At 69.6% G+C, this 21,018-nt stretch carries 21 protein-coding genes and 1 tRNA gene; 15 read left to right on the top strand and 7 right to left on the bottom strand.

Annotated features, from left to right (window positions below; genetic code table 11):
* The first annotated feature begins 7 nt into the window (after positions 1-7).
* The 13 genes from ACSC1Q_RS16120 (at position 8) to ACSC1Q_RS16060 (ending at position 11,748) form a co-directional block, all read left to right on the top strand.
* The gene (locus ACSC1Q_RS16120; RefSeq protein ID WP_436759510.1) at positions 8-799 is read left to right on the top strand and encodes a thioesterase family protein; all 792 of its coding nucleotides are present in this window, start codon (positions 8-10) and stop codon (positions 797-799) included.
* Between the two features lie 185 nt (positions 800-984).
* Positions 985-1,755, top strand: coding sequence for a glutamate racemase (gene murI / locus ACSC1Q_RS16115; protein WP_436759509.1), 771 nt, complete (start codon positions 985-987; stop codon positions 1,753-1,755).
* A 120-nt stretch (positions 1,756-1,875) separates the two neighbouring features.
* Positions 1,876-2,628, top strand: a complete 753-nt coding sequence (locus ACSC1Q_RS16110) for an MBL fold metallo-hydrolase (protein WP_436759508.1) — start codon at positions 1,876-1,878, stop codon at positions 2,626-2,628.
* Between the two features lie 5 nt (positions 2,629-2,633).
* Positions 2,634-3,350 carry a ribonuclease PH gene (gene rph, locus ACSC1Q_RS16105; RefSeq protein ID WP_389922691.1) on the top strand — a complete coding sequence of 239 codons (717 nt, stop codon included), beginning with the start codon at positions 2,634-2,636 and terminating at the stop codon, positions 3,348-3,350.
* The gene (gene rdgB, locus ACSC1Q_RS16100; RefSeq protein WP_436759507.1) at positions 3,347-3,985 is read left to right on the top strand and encodes an RdgB/HAM1 family non-canonical purine NTP pyrophosphatase; all 639 of its coding nucleotides are present in this window, start codon (positions 3,347-3,349) and stop codon (positions 3,983-3,985) included. Before rph ends, rdgB begins: the two co-directional genes overlap by 4 nt.
* Before the next feature lie 228 nt (positions 3,986-4,213).
* Complete coding sequence (locus tag ACSC1Q_RS16095) at positions 4,214-5,884, top strand: molybdopterin-dependent oxidoreductase (RefSeq protein ID WP_436759506.1); 1,671 nt, start codon at positions 4,214-4,216, stop codon at positions 5,882-5,884.
* A 43-nt stretch (positions 5,885-5,927) separates the two neighbouring features.
* Positions 5,928-6,710 (top strand): HAD family hydrolase, encoded by a 783-nt coding sequence (locus ACSC1Q_RS16090; RefSeq protein ID WP_436759505.1) that lies wholly within the window; start codon positions 5,928-5,930, stop codon positions 6,708-6,710.
* A 127-nt stretch (positions 6,711-6,837) separates the two neighbouring features.
* The gene (locus ACSC1Q_RS16085) at positions 6,838-8,058 is read left to right on the top strand and encodes a helix-turn-helix domain-containing protein (RefSeq protein WP_436759504.1); all 1,221 of its coding nucleotides are present in this window, start codon (positions 6,838-6,840) and stop codon (positions 8,056-8,058) included.
* A 333-nt stretch (positions 8,059-8,391) separates the two neighbouring features.
* Positions 8,392-8,586: a hypothetical protein gene (locus ACSC1Q_RS16080; protein WP_436759503.1), complete on the top strand. Its 195-nt coding sequence runs from the start codon at positions 8,392-8,394 to the stop codon at positions 8,584-8,586.
* Entirely contained in the window at positions 8,583-8,963 is a 381-nt protein-coding gene (locus ACSC1Q_RS16075) for a hypothetical protein (RefSeq protein WP_436759502.1), read from the top strand. The genes ACSC1Q_RS16080 and ACSC1Q_RS16075 overlap by 4 nt, the downstream gene beginning before the upstream one ends.
* Before the next feature lie 356 nt (positions 8,964-9,319).
* Positions 9,320-10,498: a threonine synthase gene (locus ACSC1Q_RS16070; protein ID WP_436759501.1), complete on the top strand. Its 1,179-nt coding sequence runs from the start codon at positions 9,320-9,322 to the stop codon at positions 10,496-10,498.
* Between the two features lie 130 nt (positions 10,499-10,628).
* Complete coding sequence (locus tag ACSC1Q_RS16065) at positions 10,629-11,378, top strand: toxin glutamine deamidase domain-containing protein (RefSeq protein WP_436759500.1); 750 nt, start codon at positions 10,629-10,631, stop codon at positions 11,376-11,378.
* Positions 11,379-11,478: 100 nt separating this feature from the next.
* Positions 11,479-11,748, top strand: coding sequence for an SUKH-4 family immunity protein (locus ACSC1Q_RS16060; RefSeq protein WP_386155585.1), 270 nt, complete (start codon positions 11,479-11,481; stop codon positions 11,746-11,748).
* 194 nt (positions 11,749-11,942) lie between these two features.
* On the opposite strand, the gene ACSC1Q_RS16055 is transcribed toward ACSC1Q_RS16060, so the two are convergent.
* The 7 genes from ACSC1Q_RS16055 to bcp all read right to left on the bottom strand — a co-directional run bounded on the left by ACSC1Q_RS16055 (position 11,943) and on the right by bcp (position 19,647).
* Positions 11,943-14,456, bottom strand: a complete 2,514-nt coding sequence (locus tag ACSC1Q_RS16055) for an ABC transporter permease (RefSeq protein ID WP_436759499.1) — start codon at positions 14,454-14,456, stop codon at positions 11,943-11,945.
* Between the two features lies 1 nt (position 14,457).
* Positions 14,458-15,222 (bottom strand): ABC transporter ATP-binding protein, encoded by a 765-nt coding sequence (locus tag ACSC1Q_RS16050; RefSeq protein ID WP_436759613.1) that lies wholly within the window; start codon positions 15,220-15,222, stop codon positions 14,458-14,460.
* Between the two features lie 181 nt (positions 15,223-15,403).
* Positions 15,404-15,961, bottom strand: coding sequence for a DUF1707 SHOCT-like domain-containing protein (locus tag ACSC1Q_RS16045; protein WP_436759498.1), 558 nt, complete (start codon positions 15,959-15,961; stop codon positions 15,404-15,406).
* A 9-nt stretch (positions 15,962-15,970) separates the two neighbouring features.
* Positions 15,971-16,636 (bottom strand): response regulator, encoded by a 666-nt coding sequence (locus ACSC1Q_RS16040; RefSeq protein WP_436759612.1) that lies wholly within the window; start codon positions 16,634-16,636, stop codon positions 15,971-15,973.
* A gap of 54 nt (positions 16,637-16,690) precedes the next feature.
* On the bottom strand, positions 16,691-17,890 hold the full coding sequence (locus ACSC1Q_RS16035) for a sensor histidine kinase (RefSeq protein WP_436759497.1): 1,200 nt from the start codon (positions 17,888-17,890) through the stop codon (positions 16,691-16,693).
* 679 nt (positions 17,891-18,569) lie between these two features.
* Positions 18,570-18,642, bottom strand: a tRNA-Leu gene (locus ACSC1Q_RS16030).
* 540 nt (positions 18,643-19,182) lie between these two features.
* Positions 19,183-19,647 (bottom strand): thioredoxin-dependent thiol peroxidase, encoded by a 465-nt coding sequence (gene bcp, locus ACSC1Q_RS16025; protein WP_436759496.1) that lies wholly within the window; start codon positions 19,645-19,647, stop codon positions 19,183-19,185.
* A gap of 112 nt (positions 19,648-19,759) precedes the next feature.
* Here bcp and ACSC1Q_RS16020 point away from each other — a divergent pair, with 112 nt between their 5' ends.
* Positions 19,760-20,092 carry a DUF3618 domain-containing protein gene (locus ACSC1Q_RS16020; RefSeq protein ID WP_436759495.1) on the top strand — a complete coding sequence of 111 codons (333 nt, stop codon included), beginning with the start codon at positions 19,760-19,762 and terminating at the stop codon, positions 20,090-20,092.
* 120 nt (positions 20,093-20,212) lie between these two features.
* On the top strand, positions 20,213-20,734 hold the full coding sequence (locus ACSC1Q_RS16015) for a hypothetical protein (protein ID WP_436759494.1): 522 nt from the start codon (positions 20,213-20,215) through the stop codon (positions 20,732-20,734).
* Positions 20,735-21,018: the final 284 nt, after the last annotated feature.

Genomic DNA, 21,018 nt, shown 5'->3' with positions numbered 1-21,018 from the left:
AGCGTGGATGACGAAGTTCGACGAGGCGACAGCGGCCATCAGGGTGGACGAGACCACCTACGACGTGTGCCTCGACACCGGATACTCGATCGGCGGCCCCCTCAACGGCGGTTACCTGATGGCCGTGCTGCTGCGCGCGGTCGTGGCCGCCTCCCCCCACGAGCATCCGGTGACCACGGGCGTCCAGTTCCTGCGCGCGGCCAGGCCCGGCCCCGCGCAGGTGCGCCTGGAGCAGCTCAAGACCGGCCGCACCGCCACGATGACCCGGGCGACCCTGGTCCAGGACGGCAGGTCCTTCATCGAGGGACTCGTCACGACCGCGACCCTCGGCGACGCCGTCCCCGACTGGACGGACGAGCCCTCGGTGGCGATGCCGCCGATCGAGGACTGCGTCTCGCTGCCCGCTCCCAAGGCCGAGTCGAACATGACGCTCAACGCCCAGATGGAGCTGGTCTTCGACCCTCCCACCATCGGCTGGCTCGACGGCAGGCCCACCGGCAGGCCCGAGGCCCGCGCCTACTTCCGGCTCGCCGAGCCGCAGGACCCCGACCCGTACGTGCTCGCGCTGGCCGTGGACGCCCTCCCGCCGGTGGTCTTCTCCGCCGGAGGGCGCGGCTGGGCGCCCACGGTCGACCTCACCTGGCACCTGCGCGCGCTGCCCGCCCCCGGCTGGCTCACCCTCATCGGCGGAGGCCGCCTGATCAGCGACGGCTGGTTCGACGAGGACGTCGAGGTCTGGGACTCCACCGGCCGCCTGGTCGCCCAGTCCCGCCAGCTGGCCCGCGTCGGGCGCGGCTGACGCCCTGGACCGTTGGCTTCGTACCGCGTCGTGCGATCAGAGATGTCACGAAAAATACATGGCTGAGCTGGTATTCGGCGTTGTGAGGATTCTTACCGTGAGCGGTCGTCCCAGGTCGCCTAGCCTTGGGAACTGTGTCGCAAGCGAGTATTGGAATCTTTGACAGTGGTGTCGGTGGTCTCACGGTGGCCCGCGCGATCATCGACCAGTTGCCCAACGAGTCGATCTTCTATGTGGCGGACACGGCGAGGCAGCCGTACGGCCCCAAGAGCATCGCGCAGGTTCGCGCCTACGCGCTGGAGGTGATGGACCACCTCGTCGAGCACGACGTCAAGATGCTGGTGATCGCGTGCAACAGCGCCAGCGCGGCCGTGCTCCGCGACGCCCGGGAGCGCTACGGCGTCCCGGTCGTCGAGGTGATCCAGCCCGCGACGCGCCGTGCCGTGCGGGCCACCCGCAACGGCAGGGTCGGGGTGATCGGGACCAGGGCCACGATCGCGTCGATGGCGTACCAGGACGCGTTCGCCGCGGCTCCCGACGTCCGGCTGACCGGGGTGGCGGCGCCGCGCCTGGTGGAGTTCGTCGAGCGGGGGGAGACGATGAGCGACGAGCTCATCGACGTCATCCGCGGATACCTGGAGCCGGTGCTCGCCGACCGGTGCGACACGCTGATCCTGGGATGTACGCACTACCCGCTCCTCGCCGGGCCGATCTCCTATGTGGCGGGAGACGGCGTCACGCTGGTGTCCAGCGCCGACGAGACGGCGAAGGACGTCTACCGCGTCCTGCACGACCGGGGCCTGGCCGCCGTAGGGGGCGCGCCCAGGCACCGTTTCCGCGCCACCGGCGACGCGGGCCTCTTCGCCGACCTCGGACGACGGTTCCTCGGGCCGGAGATCCAGGCGGTCGAGGTGGCGTTAGTAGGGGATGTCCCGAACAACGGGCATCGCGTGTGACGGTGCTCGGGCGCCCTGTAGGGGGAGCGCCGGAGATCGGCGGACGAAGGGGGACGGATACCGGCCACCGGCGCCCGCGCCGTGACACGCGGCGCCGCACAGTAACCGTAGGAGGCCGCCGTGAAATTGACGATCATCGGATGCTCGGGGAGTTTCCCCGGGCCTGACAGCCCTTCCTCCTGCTACCTGCTGGAGGCGGAGGGGTTCCGCATGCTGCTCGACTTCGGGAACGGCGCGCTCGGCGCCCTCCAGAAGTACATAGGCCTGTACGACGTGGACGCGATCTGCCTGTCGCACCTGCACGCCGACCACTGCCTCGACATGTGCCCGTACCACGTGGTCCGCACCTACTCACCGCAGGGCCCGCTGCCCCCGGTACCGGTGTACGCGCCCGCCGACGCCCGCCGGAGGCTGAACTCCGCCTACGCGATGCCGGACGAGCCGCCGCTCGACACGGCCTTCGACTTCGTGAGCCTGACGCAGGGGACGTTCGAGGTCGGCCCGTTCGAGGTGACGGCCGCGCTGGTCAACCACCCCGTGGAGACCTACGGGTTCAGGGTCTCGCACGGCGGGCGCTCGGTGGCCTACTCCGGGGACACCGGTGAGAGCGCCGAACTGGTCAAGCTCGCCTCGGGGGCCGACGTGCTCCTGTGCGAGGCGTCACACCTCGACAAGCCGGACCTCCCCGCCGGCCTGCACCTGAACGGCCGCCAGGCGGCCGAGCACGCGGCCAGGGCGGACGTGGACACCCTGGTCCTCACCCACCTGGTGCCCTGGAACGACCGCGACCGCGTCCTGGAGGACGCCTCCCGAGGCGGGTTCGGCGGGCGCATGGAACTCGCACGGAGCGGGGCCCGGTATGACCTAGGGTGAGTTTCATGGCTCGCGCAGATGGACGCTCTCCCGATCAACTCCGCCCCGTCACCATCACCCGTGACTGGCTCGCGCACGCCGAGGGCTCGGTGCTCGTCGAGTTCGGCGGCACCAAGGTGCTCTGCGCCGCCTCCGTGCAGGACAGCGTGCCGCGCTGGCGCCGGGGCAGCGGCCAGGGCTGGATCACGGCCGAGTACGCCATGCTGCCGCGCGCCACGAACACCCGCAACGACCGCGAGTCGGTCCGCGGCAAGATCGGCGGCCGTACGCACGAGATCTCCCGCCTGATCGGCCGCTCCCTGCGCGCCTGCGTCGACTACAAGACGCTGGGCGAGAACTCGATCGTCATCGACTGCGACGTGCTCCAGGCCGACGGCGGCACCCGCACCGCCGCCATCACCGGGGCGTACGTGGCGCTGGTCGACGCGGTCGCGTGGATGCGCAAGCGCAAGATGTGCGGCGGGGACCCGCTGGTCGACTCGGTCGCGGCCGTCTCCGTCGGCGTCGTCGGCTCCACGCCGCTGCTCGACCTCTGCTACACCGAGGACGTCGCCGCCGAGACGGACATGAACGTGGTGATGACCGGCTCCGGCGAGTTCGTCGAGGTCCAGGGCACCGCCGAGGGCAAGCCGTTCGACCGGGCCGCCCTCGACGAGCTGCTCGACCTGGGCGCGGCCGGATGCGCCGAGCTCACCCGCCTCCAGCGGGAGGCACTGGCATGAGCGGGTCCGACACGGCCGCCTCCGGTACGGCCAAGGCGCGCGTGGTCCTCGCCACCCGGAACGCCGGGAAGATCGCCGAGCTGCGCCGGATCCTGGCCGACGCCTCGATCCCGGTGGAGATCGTCGGGCTTGAGGAGTTCCCCGAGATCGGCGACGTCGCCGAGACCGGCCTGACCTTCGCGGAGAACGCCCTGCTCAAGGCGCACGCGGTCGCCCAGCAGTCCGGCCTGCCCGCGATCGCCGACGACTCCGGCCTCTGCGTCGACGCCCTGAACGGCATGCCCGGCATCTTCTCCGCCCGCTGGTCGGGAAGGCACGGCGACGACCCGGCCAACCTCGCCCTGCTGCTCGCGCAGGTCTCCGACGTGCCCGAGGGGCACCGGGGCGCGCACTTCGCGTGCGCGGCGGCGCTCGCCCTCCCGTCGGGGGAGGAGCGGGTGACCGAGGGGGCGCTGCACGGCGTGATCATCACCGCCCCGCGCGGCACCGGCGGTTTCGGCTACGACCCGATCCTCGTCCCCGAGGGCGAGATCCGGACCACCGCCGAGCTGTCCGCGGCCGAGAAGGACGCCATCAGCCACCGAGGCCGCGCCTTCCGCGCGCTGGCCCCGATCATCGCCGAAGTGGTCGCCTGACCGCACCGGTCCGACTCCTGGCCAGAGTGGTGTTCGACCTCTCCGGCTCGCCCTGAGGCCCGGTCGTGGAGCATCTCCCCGCCCCGTCCAGTGGAAGTGATCATTCGGCTTTCTCCCGACGGCGGCGGGTGGCCGCGGAGACTCATACAAAAAGTGAGCGGGCGTCCGGCCGGGGCTGTAATCGGGGCGTAAGAACCTGCGGTCCCGTGTGGGCGTAGCGTCGGAGTCATGCAGAGCAACAGGCGCATGCCCTCGTGGGCTTCGGCGCTGATCGGCCTGGTGTCCGGCGCGGTGGCGGTGGCGGTTTCGCTGCTCGTCGCGGGCCTGGTGAAACCCGCCGCCTTCCCGGTCGTCGCGGTCGGCAACGCCGTTGTCGACCTCACCCCGGCCCCGCTGAAGGAATGGGCGATCCGCGCCTTCGGGGAGAGCGACAAGACCGTGTTGCTCGCCGGGATCTTCCTGATCCTGGCCGCGATCGCCGCCGCGCTGGGAAGAGCCGCCGTCCGCGACCTCCGGTACGGGCTGGCCGGGCTGGCCGTGTTCGGCCTCATCGGCATCGTCGCCGTGCTGACCCGCTCAGGCTCCGGGCTCATGGACGTCGTCCCGACGCTGGCCGGGGTCGGCGCCGCCATGCTCGCCCTGCGCTGGCTCATCCGCCGATCCCTCGCACCGGCCGATTCCTCGGCTGTCCTGTCCAGAGGCGTTCCCGGTGGCGCCGGCGCCGGGACGACGCCCCTGCCCGAGCCCTTGCCCGAGCCCCTGCCGGGGGCCGGGGAGCGCGGTGATCCGTCGACCCCGCCCGTCATGCGAGCGGGGAACGACCTGCGCGCCTTCGACCGCCGGGGCCTGCTGACCGGGGCGGTCGGCGGGGTGGCCCTCGCCGGGGTGGCGGGGCTGGCCGGGCGCGCGCTCTCGGGGCGGACCGAGGTGAACGCGGCACGCGGCGCCGTCCTGCTGCCCCGGCCCGCGAAACCCCTCGCCGCGCTGCCCGCCGGAGTCGATTTCAGGATCAAGGGCCTGTCGCCGTTCGTCACCCCCGACAACGACTTCTATCGGGTCGACACCGCCCTGGTGGTCCCCCAGGTCGACCCGCGCGACTGGACCCTCACCATCCACGGCCTGGTCGACAGGCCCGTGGAGCTCACCTTCGCCGACCTGATGAAACGCGCCGTGGTCGAGGCCGACGTCACGCTCTGCTGCGTCTCCAACGAGGTCGGCGGCCCCTACATCGGCAACGCGCGCTGGCTGGGCGTGAGCCTGGCCGGGGTGCTGCGCGACGCGGGGGTCCGGAAGGACGCGGACATGCTGCTCAGCACCTCCGCCGACGGCTGGACCGCCGGGACCCCGGTCGACGTCGTCATGGACGGCCGCGACTCCCTGCTCGCCTTCGGCATGAACGGCCGGCCGCTCCCCGTCGACCACGGCTTCCCGGTCCGCCAGGTCGTCCCCGGCCTCTACGGCTACGTGTCGGCCACCAAGTGGGTCACCGACATCAAGGTCACCCGCTTCGACCGGGACGAGGCCTACTGGACCCCCAGGGGCTGGTCCGCCAAGGGGCCGATCAAGACCGAGTCGCGCATCGACCTGCCCAGGGACGGCGCGACCGTTCCGGCGGGGAAGAACGTCGTCGCGGGCGTCGCCTGGGCCCAGCACAAGGGCGTCGACGCGGTCGAGGTCCGTGTCGACCAGGGCCCGTGGCGCCAGACCCGCCTCGCCGAGGCCCCCACCGCCGACACCTGGCGCCAGTGGGTCCTCGACGACTGGGACGCCACCCCCGGCAGCCACACCATCGAGGTCCGCGCCACCGACGCCACCGGCTACACCCAGACCGGCGACCGAGCCCCCATCACCCCGAACGGCGCCACCGGCTGGCACACCATCACCGTCGAGGTCGCCTGACCCGTTCTTCTCTCCGGCAGTGTTTTGGGGTGGCTAGCCTTCTGTGTCGTACAGGCTGATGGTGTTTGGCGGTCAGGAAGGGGACGCGGTGAACTCGGAGGCTTCCAGGATCTTGGTGTTGTGGGACGTCGACCACACGCTGATCGAGAACGGCGGAGTCAGTAAGGAGACCTACGCCGGAGCCTACGAACTGCTCACCGGCCGCCCCCCGATCCACAGAGCGCGGACCGATGGCCGTACCGATCCGGCGGTTATGCGCGACCTGATGGACCAGCACGGAATCGAGATGACCGACGCTCACGCGTCCATGCTGAACGCCGCGTTGGAAAGATCACTGCAGGCCAGGCAGGAAGAATTACAGAGGCGCGGATACGAGCTTCCGGGGGCGCGAGAAGCGATAGCCGCTCTTGGAAATCTGGGCGGGATAGTTCAGACGGTTCTAACGGGCAATATCAAGCAAAATGCCTTCATCAAGGTCGCCACGTTCGGCCTGGACTCCGGTCTTGATTTTGAGGTGGGCGGCTACGGATCCGACGACAGTGTCCGGGCGAACCTGGTCGGAGTCGCCCGCAGGAGAGCGGGGGCCAAGTACGAGACGTCCTTCGACGAGTCGACGACGGTAATCATCGGGGACACCGTTCGAGATGTTCGCGCGGGCAAGGAAAGCGGGACCTACGTGATCGCGGTCGCCTCGGGCCTCGACACGGTTCAGGAGCTGGAAAACGAGGGGGCGGATGTTACGTTGCCGGATCTCGTCGATACCTCTGCGCTGATTGATGCTGTCATGTCGGTGAAGAAGCGGGATCTCAGAGCCGCCAGAGAGTAAGTAAGTGCCATGCGGGGATGGTGCTCGGACCTCGTTGAAGGGCTTGTTGAAGAGGGAATGTTTCCCTTGGCGGCGGGGGCGGCTCATTATGGTGGAGGTGCCGCGCTGTCGCGAGGAGGGCATCGAGATGACCGGGCAAGACTGGAACCCTGACCTGACATACGCCGAACGTAATGAGCACACCGGGCAGCGGATAGCCAAGGTACGCAAACTTCGAAACCTTACCCAGGAAGGCTTGGCCGGGCTCGCGAACGTCTCGCGGAGCTTGATCGCCAAGGTTGAGGCAGGTTCCCGGCCCGCGACCCCGTCCCTTGTCGGCGCTGTCGCGCGGGCCTGCTCGGTGGATCCAGCGGAAATCAATGGGCAGCCATATCGGGGAACCGACGAGCGCAGCGATGCCGTTCACATGGCCATCCCCGCTATTCGCATGGCCCTGGCCTACGCGGACGTCACACCTGAGCTGGGCATGTCTCCTCGGACACTCGATGAGTTGGCCGCCGAGCTGGTCAGGTTTCGGAAATTCCAGAAATCCGTGGCGTACGCCCAGCTCGGTGCTCTGCTGCCTGCGGTTCTGGAGGAACTGACCGTGCAGGTGATGGAGTCGGGCGATGCACGCGCGTGGCGCTTGCTCAATCGCGCTCAGCGCCACGCCGGGTCGCTGGTACGCCGCCTCGGTTACAACGACCTGGCACAGGTCGTTGTAGAACGAACAACGGTCTCCGCCCAGCGCGCTGAAGATCCGCACCTGCCTCACCTGGTCACCTTGGGGCGGGCGCGTCTGCTGATGACCCTGGGCTCCTGGGATGTCGCTCTCAAGATGATCAAGCAGGCGACGAGCATGGTCGACCAAGACAACCCGGTGTCGACGGAGGTCTTCGGCTCACTGCACCTGACCGCAGCCATTACCGCCGCCAGGGCTGGGAAGTCGGCGGATGCCTGGGAGCATCATGGAACCGCGACTGAGGCGATAGCGCGAATCAGCCCAAGAGATCGCCGTGATTCTTACGACCTGCAGGCGAATCCAGGAAACGCCGCCATCCATGGATGCGCGGTGGCTGTCGAGCTGGGCGACTGCGATCAGGCCATCCGACTGGACCGGGGAGTCGATATGTCCGGGCGAGATCTCAATGACGAGCGCCGGTCGCACCACGAGATCGACATGGCGCGGGCTCACCTGTGGGCCAATGACAACGACAAGGCGCTCAGACGCATGATCAACGCTGAACGGATGGCGCCCCAGATGGTGCGCTTCCATCCCTCGGCGAGAGAGACGGTTCGCCAGCTCGTGCGGGTCCATCGCAGGATTCCCGAACCGCTGCGGGCGTTGCAAGGTCGCATGGCCGTCTAAAGGGTGAACGCGTCAAGGGGTCCGCTGTGCACAAGCTGTGTACGGCAGACCCCTTGACCGTTTCTAAGGTCACGGTGACAGCGAGTAGCGAACCTCTCGCTTTCCGGATTCGACCTTGGAGGACGGGTGACATAGCACGCGGCACCAGCTGAATCCCAGGACGTGATTGACGAGGCCACGGCGGAACGCCATGACAAGGCGCTGGCCGTTGTGCATCAACTCCTCATCGAGCGAGGAATCCGCGCTCGGCGCCATCAGACGATCAGCCTCTGGCTCTACGCCAGCCTTCCGGATGCCCCAACTTGCCGCGAAAGGCCCACACCCCGCTCCTGGATGAACCGGTATCCGCCCGAGCTGGCCGTGATCGCTCCCGGAGGACGGCGTGAGGCCACGGTGACCATGGGGCCGCGTTCTGGCTGCTACCTGGTGTCCCTGCGCAACGGGACCGACCCGCAGACCGTGAGGAGCGAGCACCCCGAACAGGTCGTGAAACTGATCCTCGCGGCCAGGTCGGGAGAACGGCCATGATCGTTCACGCGGGGAAAGTCGACGTTCCTGCGGATGCCCGTGCCCGAGGGGTCATCGTGCGGCCCGCCGCCGACCTGCGCAACGGCTACGCCCTGCTGTTCGAACGCGATGCGGACAACCCCTTCGTGACCACTCAGGTACGGGGCGAGGACTGGCAACAGCCCGGTCACCGGTTCGCGGGCCTGCTGTGGGCGCACCTCGCCGACCTCGCACCACTGGCCGGAGGCCAACGCTGGTGGAAGCCACCCGTCTACCCCATCGCGATCTACTGCGAGTTCTCCACGGGCGACTCCATCGTCACCACCGTGTCGAGTGACGCCCTCTTGGTGATCCGACCGCAGCGACCTCACCACCGAGCGGCTTACCGTACCCCCTGAGCCGGTGCGGCGGCGCGGCCTTCCCTCGTGCCCGCGCCGCCGCACCTTGGGGACACCCGTGAACACATATGGGCACACTGGGGTTATGCATGCCAGGGGGTATGGAGCGCTCCGTCCATATGTCGTGCCCGAGACTCTGGATGAGCCTCTGGGAGCAGCGGGTGAGCACGGGTTCGCCTTGGCGGGTGGCCATGCCGTTTGCTCAAGGCGGTCCGAACGACGGTAGAGATGAACTCCGGTGTGAGCCATAGCCCTGCTCTCCCGGCCAGGGAGATGCGCGGCTCCGGCTCATCCTGGATGGTTCCGGCGGCCGGATTACCCGGCGTACGCGGGAGTGATCAGTAGGATTCGTTCGTGTGAACGGTCCTTCGCTCGCTCTCCGCCAGCGTTCGCTCGGTGACGCCTCGGTCGAGTTTCCGCTGTTCCCGCCGCTGACCCGGGGTTGTCCTCTGACGAGTACGAGCGAGATCGCCTACCCGTTGGAAGTCGTCTACGACTACGCGCGGGTGGACGGGAGCCTGTTCGGCCAGGAGCCCGGGCCGGACATCGCGCGGTGGTCGCCGTTGTTGCCGCCGCTGGACGCGCCCACGCTCGGGGAGGGCGGGACACCGCTGGTGAAGGTCGGTGACATCTACGTCAAGGACGAGTCGAGCAACCCAACCTGGTCGCACAAGGACCGGCTCAACCGTGTCACCGTCAGCGCCGCCGTCGCCTGCGGGGCGCCCGGCGTGGTCGTGGCGTCGTCCGGCAACCACGGGGCCTCGGCCGCCGCGTACGCCGCCCGCGCCGGGCTGCGCGCCATCGTGCTGACCTCGGCCGACTCGCCTCCGGCCGTGCAGGCGTTCACCCGGGCGTACGGCGCCACGGTCGTGTCCGTGCCGAGTGGGAAGCGCTGGCCGTTGCTGCGGGAGGTCGTGGACCGGCTCGGCTACCACCCGGTCAGCAACCAGACCGTGACGCACACCGGCCACCCGTTCGGGCCCGAGGGCTACAAGACGATCGCGTACGAGTTGTTCCTGCAGCTGGGCGAGGTGCCGGCGGCGGTGTTCGCGCCCACGGGCTACGCCGAGCTGCTGTACGGGGTGTGGAAGGGCTTCGTGGAGCTGCGGCTGCTCGGCGTGGCCGGGCGGACGCCGCGGATCTTCTCCTGCGAGCCGGAGGCGGGCGGGCCCCACGCGCGGGCGCTCGCCACCGGCGCGCCCGCCGCGATCGTAGAGCCGGGACCCAGCGACGCGTACTCCATCGCCGGGCCGGTCGGCGGGCACAGGGGCGTGGTGGCCGTGCGCGACAGCGGAGGCGAGGCGGTACTGGTGACCGACGAGGAACTGCGGGCGGCACAGCGCGACCTCGCCCACGAGGGGCTGTGGCAGGAGCTGTCGGGGGTCGCCGGGCTGGCGGCGTACCGGAAGCTGCGGCGTGACTTCGAGGGGCCGGTGGTCTGCGTGGCGACCTCCAGCGGGTTCAAGGACATCGGGGTCGGCTCGCGGCGCTACCCGGTCGTGGAGCACCCGACGCTGGACGACCTTATGTCCTGAGCAGGCGCGGTCACGCTTCTCCGCTGCCCCATCCCGGGGCGGGCGCCGGGCTTGTAAATGGTCAACTCCTCGGTGTCGCTAAAGGGGCCGCCCTACTATCTGGCTCCCAGGGGATGGTGACGGGGGAGCCGTGAACGAGTGGAGTTTGGCCTCGGGGGTCTACAACCCCGTGGTGACGGTGGACGGGCAGCGGTGGCGGGATTTCGAGCTGGAGATCCAGGTGCCGGCCGTGCCGCTGGCGCCGCGCGAGCGGGAGCGGATGCGCTGGGGTCCGGCGCGGCTGGACCAGTGCAGGCCGTACGGGGTGGCGGGCGGGCTGGCCAGGCCCGATCCGCAGACTGAGGAGGACATGCTGCGGGCCGTTCCCCTCACCGAGCAGGGCACCCCGCGCCGCTTCCCCGACCCGCGCGGCATGTGGATCAGGCTGGTCAACGGGACCGGCCCGGCGGACGACCCGTTCCGGGCGACCAACGCGATCGACTGCGCCCTGTCGGTCCTCTCCACCTGGTACGGCTCCCCGGCGGTGGCCGCGCCGCGCAGGCCCGAGTACGACCGGGTGGGCAAGCCGCTGCTCAGCGGGGAGGCCGGGGGAGTGGCCAGGGCGGAACGGTGGCTGGGGCAGCGCTTCCAGTACGTGGGGCAGGGCCGCCACTCCTACCTTCCGATCGCGCAGGCGCTGCTGGCCGGGGGGCACGGCTCCTCGGCGGTCATCATCAACCGCTGGCCGGCCGGGGGCAGCCACGCCTGGAACGCGGTGAACTTCGACGGCGAGGTGATCTGGATCGACGCGCAGCGGGGCCACATGGCGGTGGAGCCGCCGTACGAGTCGGTGACCGGCGTGTTCTGCGTCGTGATCGACAGGGAGGGGCGGCGGCTGTGATGCCTTTTCCTTCCTCGACGGCCTCACCGGCGCCTTTCCTCGCGGCTTTCTCCACGGAGACTGATTCCCGCGGCCGTTCCCGCGAGACGAGGAGGACGGCGTGAACCCGGACCAGGCGAGGGCGGTGGCGGAGGAGTACTTCAACGGGGTCCGCGGGCCCGGCTCCGCCGTCGAGATCAGGATCTACGCCTTCAACGAGGGCTATGTCGCCTGGTCGAACGAGCCCGAGTCCGACGATCCCAGCGTGCTGCCCGACACCGTCGGATCCGGGTGCGTGGTGATCGACAGGACCACCGGCGAGATCGTCATCCGGCCACTTCTCAACCCCGAGACCGTGGCCGAGCAGTGGCCGGGACGCCGCCCCCGATAGCGAGACGTCCCGGCCACCGGGGCCCGGCCCGGGTGCGGCCGGACCGGGCCCCAAGGGGTGAGTCCGGCGCCACCCGGCCCCCTCCGCCCGGGCCGCGAGCCGCTCGCTCTTCCCGGTCTCGCCCCGTCCGACCGTGCTCAGCCCTTCCGGTCCCGCCCGCCGAGCCCCCGGTTTCGCCACGGGCCCGGCCCGGGTCAGCCGCTCGCGAGGGCGCCGACGACCGAGGCGCGGGCCGCGCGCCGGGCGGGGAGTACGGCGGCGAGTACCCCGGCCAGGCCGGACAGGGCCACGAACGACAGGATCTGCGGTACCGGCAGCTGGAAGACGACGTTGTCGGTCATCGTCTGCGCGGCGGCCCAGCCGAACGCGATGCCCAGGACCACGCCGACCAGCGCGCCGATGAGGCCCAGGACCAGTGCCTCGACCGAGAGCATCCGCCGCAGCTGGGGCCGGGTCAGGCCGAGCGCCCGCAGCAGCGCGGACTCGCGGGTGCGTTCGTGGACCGACAGGGAGAGCGTGTTGGCGATGCCCAGCAGGGAGATGAGCACCGCGAGGCCGAGCAACCCCGTGATGATCATCAGCATCATGTCGAGCGCCTCGTCGAACTCGCCCCGGATCGCCGTCGAGCTGGCGACCTTCGCCGTCGGGTACGGCTCCGTCGCCGCCTCGACCACCGCGAGCGCCCGGTCCGGGTCCACGCCGTCCCGGTGCTTGATCATCACTCTGGTGTCGCCGACCTCGCCGCCGAAGTAGTGGTCGAAGTCCCGCTCGGGCACCGTCAGGGCGCCGAGGCTCGCGTCGATGTCGGAGACGCCCACGACCGTTAGGGCGACCGCGCCCGCCTTCGCCGTCCGTACGGTGATCCGGTCGCCGAGCCCGATCCCGAGCTTTTCCGCGACGCGTTCGGCGACGAGCGCGGTGCCCGGCACGAGCCGGTCGAGTGAGCCCGCGTCGAGCGGCGGGTCGAAGCCCGGTGTCGGGGTGAAGGTCCCCACGTCGTACCGCGCGGTCCCGGTCGCGAGCCTCGCGGTGGTCTCGCGGAACGCGATGACCGAGGCCAGCTCGGGCCTGGTCCGCAGGTCCTCCGCGATCGCGCGGGGCAGGCCGGAGTCGCGCTCCTGGGTCTGCACCAGGTAGTCGAAGGGGAACTGCTCGTCGAGCTGCTGGGTGTACGTCACCCGCACTGTGCCGGTGACGACGCTGATGACCGTCATCAGCGTCACGCCCACGGTGAGCGCCACGGTGGTGGTCGCCGACCGCTTCGGGTTGCGCCGGGAGTTGTCCACGGCGAGCCTGCCGGGCACACCGAAGATCCTGGCGGGCACCCACCCCGCGAAGGCCGACAGCGGCCTGACGATCACCGGCCCGAGGACCAGCACCGCGAGGAAGACGAGCGAGCAACCGGCCATGACCACCACGAGGGCGGTCTCGCCGGGCTTCATGGACATCCCGGCCACCGAGACACCCACGCCCGTGACCAGGAACAACCCGGCGAAGATCATCCGTACCAGACCGGCCCTGAAGGTCCGCTCCTCGGTCTGCGAGCGCAGCGCCGCGATCGGCGCCACCCGCGTCGCCGCCCGCGCGGGCAGCAGCGCCGCGACGACCGTGACCGTCAGACCGATGACCAGGCCCAGGACGACGGTACGCGGTGTCAGGGTGGTCGCGGCGGCCGAGGGCAGCGGCGCGTCGAACGCCGCCAGCACGGCGAGCGCCCCCGCGCCCAGGCCGTAGCCGAACAGCAGGCCGAGCACCGACGACAGCAGGCCGACCACGGCCGACTCCAGCACGATCGACCCGAAGACCTGTCCACGCGTCGCCCCGACGCACCGCAGCAACGCCATCTCGTGGGTCCGCTGGGCCACCAGGATGTTGAAGGTGTTGTAGATGACCAGCGCGGCCACGAACATCGCCACCACGCCGAACAGCAGCAGGCCCAGCATCAGGAAGTCACTGTTGGCGCCGTTGGACCTGGCCAGGTCCGCCGCGTACCGCTCACCCGTCTTGACCTCGTGACCCGCGCCCGCCGCCGCGGCGACCGAGCCGCGCAGCGCCTCCTGGGTGACGCCCTCGGCGGCGGCGACGTCGATCTCCCGGTAGCCCTTCCGCCCGGTCATCTCCTTGGCCGTGTCCGTGGTGTAGCCGACCGCGCCGAAGTATCCGAGCTCCTGGTCCAGGCCGATGTCGAACAGGCCCACCAGTGTGAACTCGTGCCGGACGTTCTTCGCGTCGAGCACCGCGATGACGTCACCGAGCCTGAAACCCCTGGTCCTGGCGGTGCCCTCGTCGAGCACGGCCTGCGTAGCGCCCCTCGGGGCCGCGCCGCTCACGATCGAGGTACGGTTCAGGTCGCCCTCGGGCAGGGAGATGCCCGCGGTGGGGAAGTCCCCGGCGGCCTTGCCGTCCTTGCCGAGCAGGGCGGACGTGCCCCGCACCAGCCCCTGGGCGTCGGCCACGCCGTCCACGGCGCGAATCCTCTCCAGGGTCGCCTCGGAGGCTGCCGGAGCCTCGTTCCCCTCGGCCCGGGGGAGTACGGCGACGTCGATCCTGTCGGCCGCCGCCGAGAACTTCTCGGTGAAACCCGCGTCGATGGTGTCGGTCAGCACGAACGTCCCCGCGATGAAGCCCACCCCCAGCGCGATGGCCAGCGACGTCAGCAGCAGCCGCAGCCGGTGCGCCCGCAACCCGGCCAGCGTCGTCCTCAGCACCTCACGCCTCCAGCTTCATCAGCGTGTCCAGCACCGACTGCGGCGTCGGCCCGGTCAGCTCGTCGACCAGCAGGCCGTCACGGAGGAAGACCACGCGGTCGGCGTACGAGGCCGCGGCCGGGTCGTGGGTGACCATCACGATCGTCTGGTCGAGCTCGCGTACCGACGTCCGCAGGAAGGACAGCACCTCGGCGCCGCTGCGCGAGTCCAGGTTGCCGGTGGGCTCGTCGGCGAAGATGACCTGCGGCCCGCTGATCAGGGCGCGGGCGACCGCGACGCGCTGCTGCTGGCCGCCCGACAGCTCCGCGGGCCGGTGACCCAGCCGGTCGCGCAGGCCCACGGTCTCCACGACCAGGTCGAACAGCGCGGGGTCGGCGAGCCGCCCGGAGATCTCCAGAGGGAGCCGGATGTTCTGCTCGGCCGTCAGCGTCGGCAGCAGGTTGAACGCCTGGAAGACGAAGCCGATCCGTTCGCGGCGGAGCATGGTGAGCTGTTTGTCGTTGAGCCCGGTCAGCTCCACGTCCCCGACGCGCACCTGCCCGCCGCTCACCGTGTCCAGCCCGGCCAGGCAGTGCATCAGCGTGGACTTCCCCGACCCCGAAGGGCCCATGATCGCGGTGAAGGCGCCCGTCGAGAAGGAGACGTCCACCCCTCGCAACGCGTGCACGGCGGTGTCCCCCCGGCCGTACACCTTGGTGAGACCCCTGGCCGTCACGGCCGGCACCGCGCTTCCCCGCGCGTCCCACGCGCCGACCTCTCCGGTGATGGTCACGGCAGCTCTCCTTCAACAACGTATGGCGTTATGACGGACCAAACGTTATTGATGGGGAAAGAGGGATCCATCAGGCATTAAGCCTGACTTGCGGTGCTACGGAGGAGGCCCGGAGAAGGACGGGCGCGACCTCCGTCGTAGCGCGGCATCGGCCGTTCGGCCGAGGCGGCCGGCGCTACTTTCGCGGGTATTTGATCTTGAGGCTGCCCATGCCGACCCTGCCGGTGACGCGCAGCACCGGCGCGTCCGGGTGGCCCGGGTCGGTGGCCTTGTTGCTGATCGTGCCCATGTTCGTCGTCAGCGAGTCGACCCACACGGTCCACCCGCGCGGCACGATCACCACGATGTTGCCCATCCCGCAGGTCGCCTCCAGCAGCACCTCGCGGTGCGAGCACACCGCCTCGGTGAAGTCGATCTTCACGTTGCCCGAGGTGCAACTCGCCACGATGCGCGCGGGCACCACCCAGTAGTCCTTCTGCCGCACCTGCCCGTGCTTCGTCCGCAACTCCAGGACCCCGCCCCCGCCACCCGGCGCGGCGAGCGACGAGTTCGGCGGCAGGTCGGCGGTGAGAACCCTCAGGTCGTCGTACGTCCTGGCGGCCTGCGTCCGCTCGATCCGCTCCTCCAGCTCCTCCAGGGTGAGCCGCCCTTCTCCGGCGGCCACGCGCAGCTGCTCGACAACCACGTCCCGGTCTGCGTGCGACGCGCGGAGCTGACCGTCAGGGTGCGTCATAAGATCATGCTAGTCCGCCGAATGCGGAGTTACGATCCCTGATTCATACGCATATACGACGACCTGAGCTCGATCTCTGAGGCTCAGTTTCGCCAGTATCCGGCCCAGGTGCGTCTTGACCGTCGCCTCCGCCAGCTCCAGCCGACCGGCGATCTCCATGTTCGACAATCCCCTCGCCACCAGCACCAGCACCTCCCGCTCCCGGGCGGTCAACCCGGTCAGCACCGCGGGCTCGGCCGCCCCCGCCGAGGGCAGATGCACCGCGAAACGCTCCAGCAACCGCCGCGTCGTGCTCGGCGCCACCACCGCGTCCCCGCTATGCACCGACTGGATCGCGCTCACCAGGTCGGCGGGCGGCACATCCTTCAGCAGGAACCCCGACGCACCCGCCTTCAACGCCGCGAACGCGTACTCGTCAAGATCGAACGTGGTCAGGATCAGCACCCGGGGCCCACCCGCCACCGAACGGATCAGCCGCGTCGCCTCCACCCCGTCCATGACCGGCATCCGCACGTCCATCAGCACCACGTCGACGGCGACCGTCCGCAACGCCTCCACCGCCGCCGCCCCGTTGCCCGCCTCCGCGACGACCTCGATCCCGGGATGGGCGCCGAGAACCATCCGGAAACCGGTGCGCAGCAACTCCTGATCGTCGACCAGCATCACCCGGATCACCTGGTCACCCACCGCGCGCTCCGTCTATCACCTGGTCGTCCACCGCGTGCCCCGTCAAGCCGCCCGCCCCGCCCCGGCGTCACCGATCGGCAGCCGCGCCACCACCTGGAACCCGCCGCCAGGCACGGGCCGCGCCTCCACGCTCCCGCCGAACAACGCCACCCGCTCCCGCATGCCGACCAGGCCGTGCCCGCCCTCACGCTCCGGCGTCGCGGCACCGCGACCGTCGTCGGTCACCCGCAGGAGCAGCTCCCGCGCGCCGTACTCCATCTCGACCGTGGCCCTGCTGTCCGGACCGCCATGCTTGAGGGTGTTGGTGAGGGCCTCCTGCACGATCCGGTAGACCGTCAGCTGCTCCCCCTCGGGAAGCTCCCGGGAAACGCCGGACACCCGCAGCTCCACCGGCAACCCCGACTCCCGCACCTGCGCCACCAGAGCGTCCAGCTGCGACAGGCTCGGCTGCGGAGCGTACTCCTCCTGGACACCGTCGGCCCGCAACACGCCCACCATCCGCCGCATCTCCGCCAGCGCCCTGCGGCCCGTCGCCGAGACCGCCTGCATCGCCCTGCGCGCCTGCTCGGGATCGCTGTCGATCGCGTACCCCGCCCCGTCGGCCTGAACGATGATCACACTCACGTTGTGCGCGACCACGTCGTGCAGCTCACGGGCGATCCGGGCCCGCTCCGCCGCGGCCGCCAGCCTGGCCTGCTGATCCCGCTCCCGCTCCGCCCGCTCGGCCCGCTCCTCCAGCCCCTCCAGGTAACGGCGGCGGGTGTTCGCGTAGATCCCCGCCATCCAGATCGCGATCGCGAACGCCGAGGCCGTCGCGAACGCACCCGGGTCAAGCCCCTGAGGCACCCGCCCGAACACCAGGAACAACCCCAGCTCCACCACCAGGCCCGCCCCGACCGCCCAGCGCAACGGGCGCCGCGACGCCACGCCGTACATGGCGACCAGCACCGAGACGTTGAAGAACAGGGTCGGCACCCCGGCGAGCCACTGGACGAAAGAGGTCAGCGAGATGATCGCGAAGACCGCGACAGGACGCTCGCGCAGCCAGAACAGCGGCACGAACAGCAACAGCGACAGCCCCGCGAACCCCCACGCGCCGAGCTTCGCCGCCCCCCAGGCCACCAGGTCGACCACCCCGACGGTCCAGACGTTGAGCAGCGAGACCAGCAGGAACGGAATCAGCCACAGGGCGTCCGTGATCCTGGGATGGCGCCCACTCCAGGCGCGTAGTCTGCCGAACACATCACTACGATACGGACGCCCAGATCAGCGACCTTCCCCCTCAAGGTGGAACCCGGTGTACGACTCAGGTCGCACACCGGGTCGGACATTCGGTACGGCTTACACGGCCTTTACGGTCTCTGAGGCACCATGGTTTCCGGGAGCGCCCTCTGGGGTGAGTAAAGGGAGATAGTTTGTGGTGATCAATCACAACGACGCCGGGTCGCGCGGCCACGAGGATGGGCCGCGCGACCTGACGTTTTTCCCGCACCACGCCGCCTGACAGCCGTCCCGGGCAGCCACCGCGCGAGACTACCGCCGCCCCGCACGCTCGGATGTTCCGGTGATCTCACCCGATCAGCCGAATCGATCCACAGGGGCTTTCCCGTCCGGCGTCGGACACCGTGCCATCCCGGACGACGCGGCCGGATCCCACGCGGACGAGTCGTCACAGCCACCCCGCACGGCGAGGCCACGCGAACCCGCGTCACCGCCCTCGCCCACCCCGCCCGACGCGGCGGCACGGTCCTCTTCGAGGACGGATTCGCGCATCAACTGAATGGCCCTGCGTATGACCGCGGATCTCGACGCGAAACGTTTCTCGCTCCGGCAGTATTCAATGAAGAATGAATCCTGGGCCGATATCGTTACGCTGGTGTCTATCGACTTGATTTCGACCGGGCGATTCTGAATTGTTTTGTGGGGTCGACGGGATTCGAACCCGCTCTGTACGACACCTAAAATCGTTGCCTCTGCCGTTGGGCTACGACCCCTATTCTTTCCTGCGAAATTCTCTGTCTGTGAATGGCAATTGGGGCAGAGGAATCGCAGGTCTTCTTTTCTGTTGTCCGGCCAGTTGCCGTTGACGTGGTCAACGTGCAGCGTCAATGCCCGGCCCTGCCAGGCGCCCTCGATCCTACATCCCGTGCAGCGATACGGCACCCCGATCTCGATCAAGATGCGCCTGAGCTGCCCGGGGTCCGGGCGCGGGCTGCCATCCGGTCGCATGGCGAGAACCTGTTCCGGACGACTACGGCGTGGTGAGGGCTTCCCCCTGTTGGGAGAGACTCTGCGAAAATGCGACGTGTCGATTTCGAAGCGCTTCAGCTGGCGGCTGATGTGGGCATGGTTGCCGCCCGCGACGGTGATGCCGAGATGGCGCAGGACGTCGGCGATGCTGAGTGAGGCGGCCGCGGCCTCCGCCGGCATTTCGGGGGTGTATTTGTATTTGATGGGCACGCCCCAAGCCTAGGCAATGGGACTGACAATTCTTGGGGTGTGCGCACGTCATATTAAATGGCCAAAAAGGGGTGTTAGTCGACGCCGAGTTCGCGGCGGAGGCGGGCCACGTGGCCGGTCGCCTTCACGTTGTAGAGAGCCTTCTCGACCTTGCCGTCGGCGTCGATGACGAAGGTGGAGCGGATGACCCCGACGGTCGTCTTGCCGTACATCGTTTTTTCCCCGTACACCTCGTAGGCCTTGTGGACCTCAAGGGAGGGGTCGGACAGGAGCGGGAAGGTGAGGGCGTCGTGCTCGACGAACTTGGCGAGCTTGGCGGGGCCGTCCTTCGAGACGCCGAGCACGGCGAACCCGGCCGAGGTCAGTGAGGCGAGGCTGTCGCGGAAGTCGCAGGCCTGCTTGGTGCAGCCCGGGGTCATCGCGGCGGGGTAGAAGTAGAGGATGACGCGCTTGCCGCGGTGTGCCTCCAGCGACACGGTCGTGCCGTCGGCGGCGGGAAGCGTGAAGTCCGGGGCGGCGTCGCCCGGCTCGAGTTTCATGGTGTTCCTCCGAGGAATGGTTCCCCGGTCAACTTACCGGCCTGTCCGAAGTGTCGTGGGCGGGTGGGACCTGACAGACTGATCGATGTCAAGGAGTAGGGAGGGGAGAGCCATGGCGGACACCGATCCCGCGGAGTTGGAGCGGCAGATCGAGCGCACGCGCGCGGAGTTGGCCCAGACGGTGGACGCCATCGCGGACCGGGTGAGCCCCAAGCGGGTCGCGGCACGTGGTGTGGCGAAGGTCAGGGCGAACGCGGAGCATCTCGTCGCCCAGGTCGGCGACCTGGTGGGCGGGGTGGCGGGGCCGAAGCCGGTCAAGCTCGCCGGCGAGCCCGAGAACCTGTGGGCGGACGACCGGCCGGACCTGGCGCCGATCCTGATCGGGGTGGGCGCGGTGCTGGCGCTCGGCGCGGTGGTCGTGTTGTGGCGGCGCCGTCGTCGCTGACCGGGGGTTTCGAACGTGGCCGATGTCCGATCGGCGGCTCCGAATTGAGTAGGGGTTTACTCATGTGACCTTTTTCCTGCGCGCGGAACATCGCAGTAGGTGAAAGGGAGGGGTAAATCCATGAAAAACATCATTCGAGCCGCGATCGCGGTGGGCGCCACCACCGGTCTCATGCTGACCGTGGCTCCGGCCGCCTTCGCCGCGACATCGGCGTCGACCGCGTCCTCGGTGTCCTCGGTGTCTTCGGGTTCCTCGGCGTCCGCGTCGGCGCGTGACTTCGACGACAGCTTCGAGCAGGAGTCCAGGAACGGCCGGGCCACGCTGGAGGCCGAGTACTCGGTCGAGGGCGACGAGGAGGAGGACAACACGTTCAGGCTGACGGGCGAACTGTACGACGGTGACAGGCGCACCCTCCGCCAGGGCGGTCGCTGCGCCTACACCGAGGTCCAGGTCATCTCGTCCGGCGACGAGGACTGGGACGTCGTCAAGCGCGTCAGGCTGTGCAGCTACGACGACACCAAGCGCTTCCGCGTCACGGCGCACGATGTCAGTGAGGTGCGGGTCAAGACCTGCCAGGTCAAGTACCGGAGCTCGTCGACCTCCAGCTGCAGCAGGTGGAAAGAGCTCAACCTGGGCTTCTGAGACCCCTCGGAGGTCCGGTCCCCCCGGGCGCGGGAGCACACCGCGGGCCGTCGTCCGGGGGCAGGGGCTGAGATGTGGCAGGAACGGGCACTCGCCGGGGTAGCGGCGGGTGCCCGTTTCGCGTGCCGGGTCTGTTCTTGTGTTCCAAGCGGTGCCGGTTTCGTTCTCGTGTCCCGGGCGGTGCCGGGTCTGTTCTCGTGTCCCGGGCGGTGCCGGGTTCGAGAAGGGTGCCCCCCGAAGTTCTCGCCGTTCCCGGCGACGACACCGAGCGCTCCCGGCCACGG

The organism is Streptosporangium heterodermiicola (genome assembly GCF_051390675.1).
In the GTDB taxonomy this organism is placed as follows: domain Bacteria; phylum Actinomycetota; class Actinomycetes; order Streptosporangiales; family Streptosporangiaceae; genus Streptosporangium.
Note: the sequence above shows the minus strand (reverse complement) of the source record. Positions and strands in the feature narration are given on the sequence as shown.

What these genes read in the sequence shown, in the direction of transcription:
- ACSC1Q_RS16120 (WP_436759510.1), top strand. Translation starts at nt 8, where the DNA reads ATGACGAAGTTCGACGAGGCGACAGCGGCCATCAGGGTGGACGAGACC.
- rph (WP_389922691.1), top strand. Translation starts at nt 2,634, where the DNA reads ATGGCTCGCGCAGATGGACGCTCTCCCGATCAACTCCGCCCCGTCACC.
- rdgB (WP_436759507.1), top strand. Translation starts at nt 3,347, where the DNA reads ATGAGCGGGTCCGACACGGCCGCCTCCGGTACGGCCAAGGCGCGCGTG.
- ACSC1Q_RS16095 (WP_436759506.1), top strand. Translation starts at nt 4,214, where the DNA reads ATGCAGAGCAACAGGCGCATGCCCTCGTGGGCTTCGGCGCTGATCGGC.
- ACSC1Q_RS16085 (WP_436759504.1), top strand. Translation starts at nt 6,838, where the DNA reads ATGACCGGGCAAGACTGGAACCCTGACCTGACATACGCCGAACGTAAT.
- ACSC1Q_RS16080 (WP_436759503.1), top strand. Translation starts at nt 8,392, where the DNA reads ATGAACCGGTATCCGCCCGAGCTGGCCGTGATCGCTCCCGGAGGACGG.
- ACSC1Q_RS16075 (WP_436759502.1), top strand. Translation starts at nt 8,583, where the DNA reads ATGATCGTTCACGCGGGGAAAGTCGACGTTCCTGCGGATGCCCGTGCC.
- ACSC1Q_RS16045 (WP_436759498.1), bottom strand. Translation starts at nt 15,961, where the DNA reads ATGACGCACCCTGACGGTCAGCTCCGCGCGTCGCACGCAGACCGGGAC.
- bcp (WP_436759496.1), bottom strand. Translation starts at nt 19,647, where the DNA reads ATGAAACTCGAGCCGGGCGACGCCGCCCCGGACTTCACGCTTCCCGCC.
- ACSC1Q_RS16020 (WP_436759495.1), top strand. Translation starts at nt 19,760, where the DNA reads ATGGCGGACACCGATCCCGCGGAGTTGGAGCGGCAGATCGAGCGCACG.
- ACSC1Q_RS16015 (WP_436759494.1), top strand. Translation starts at nt 20,213, where the DNA reads ATGAAAAACATCATTCGAGCCGCGATCGCGGTGGGCGCCACCACCGGT.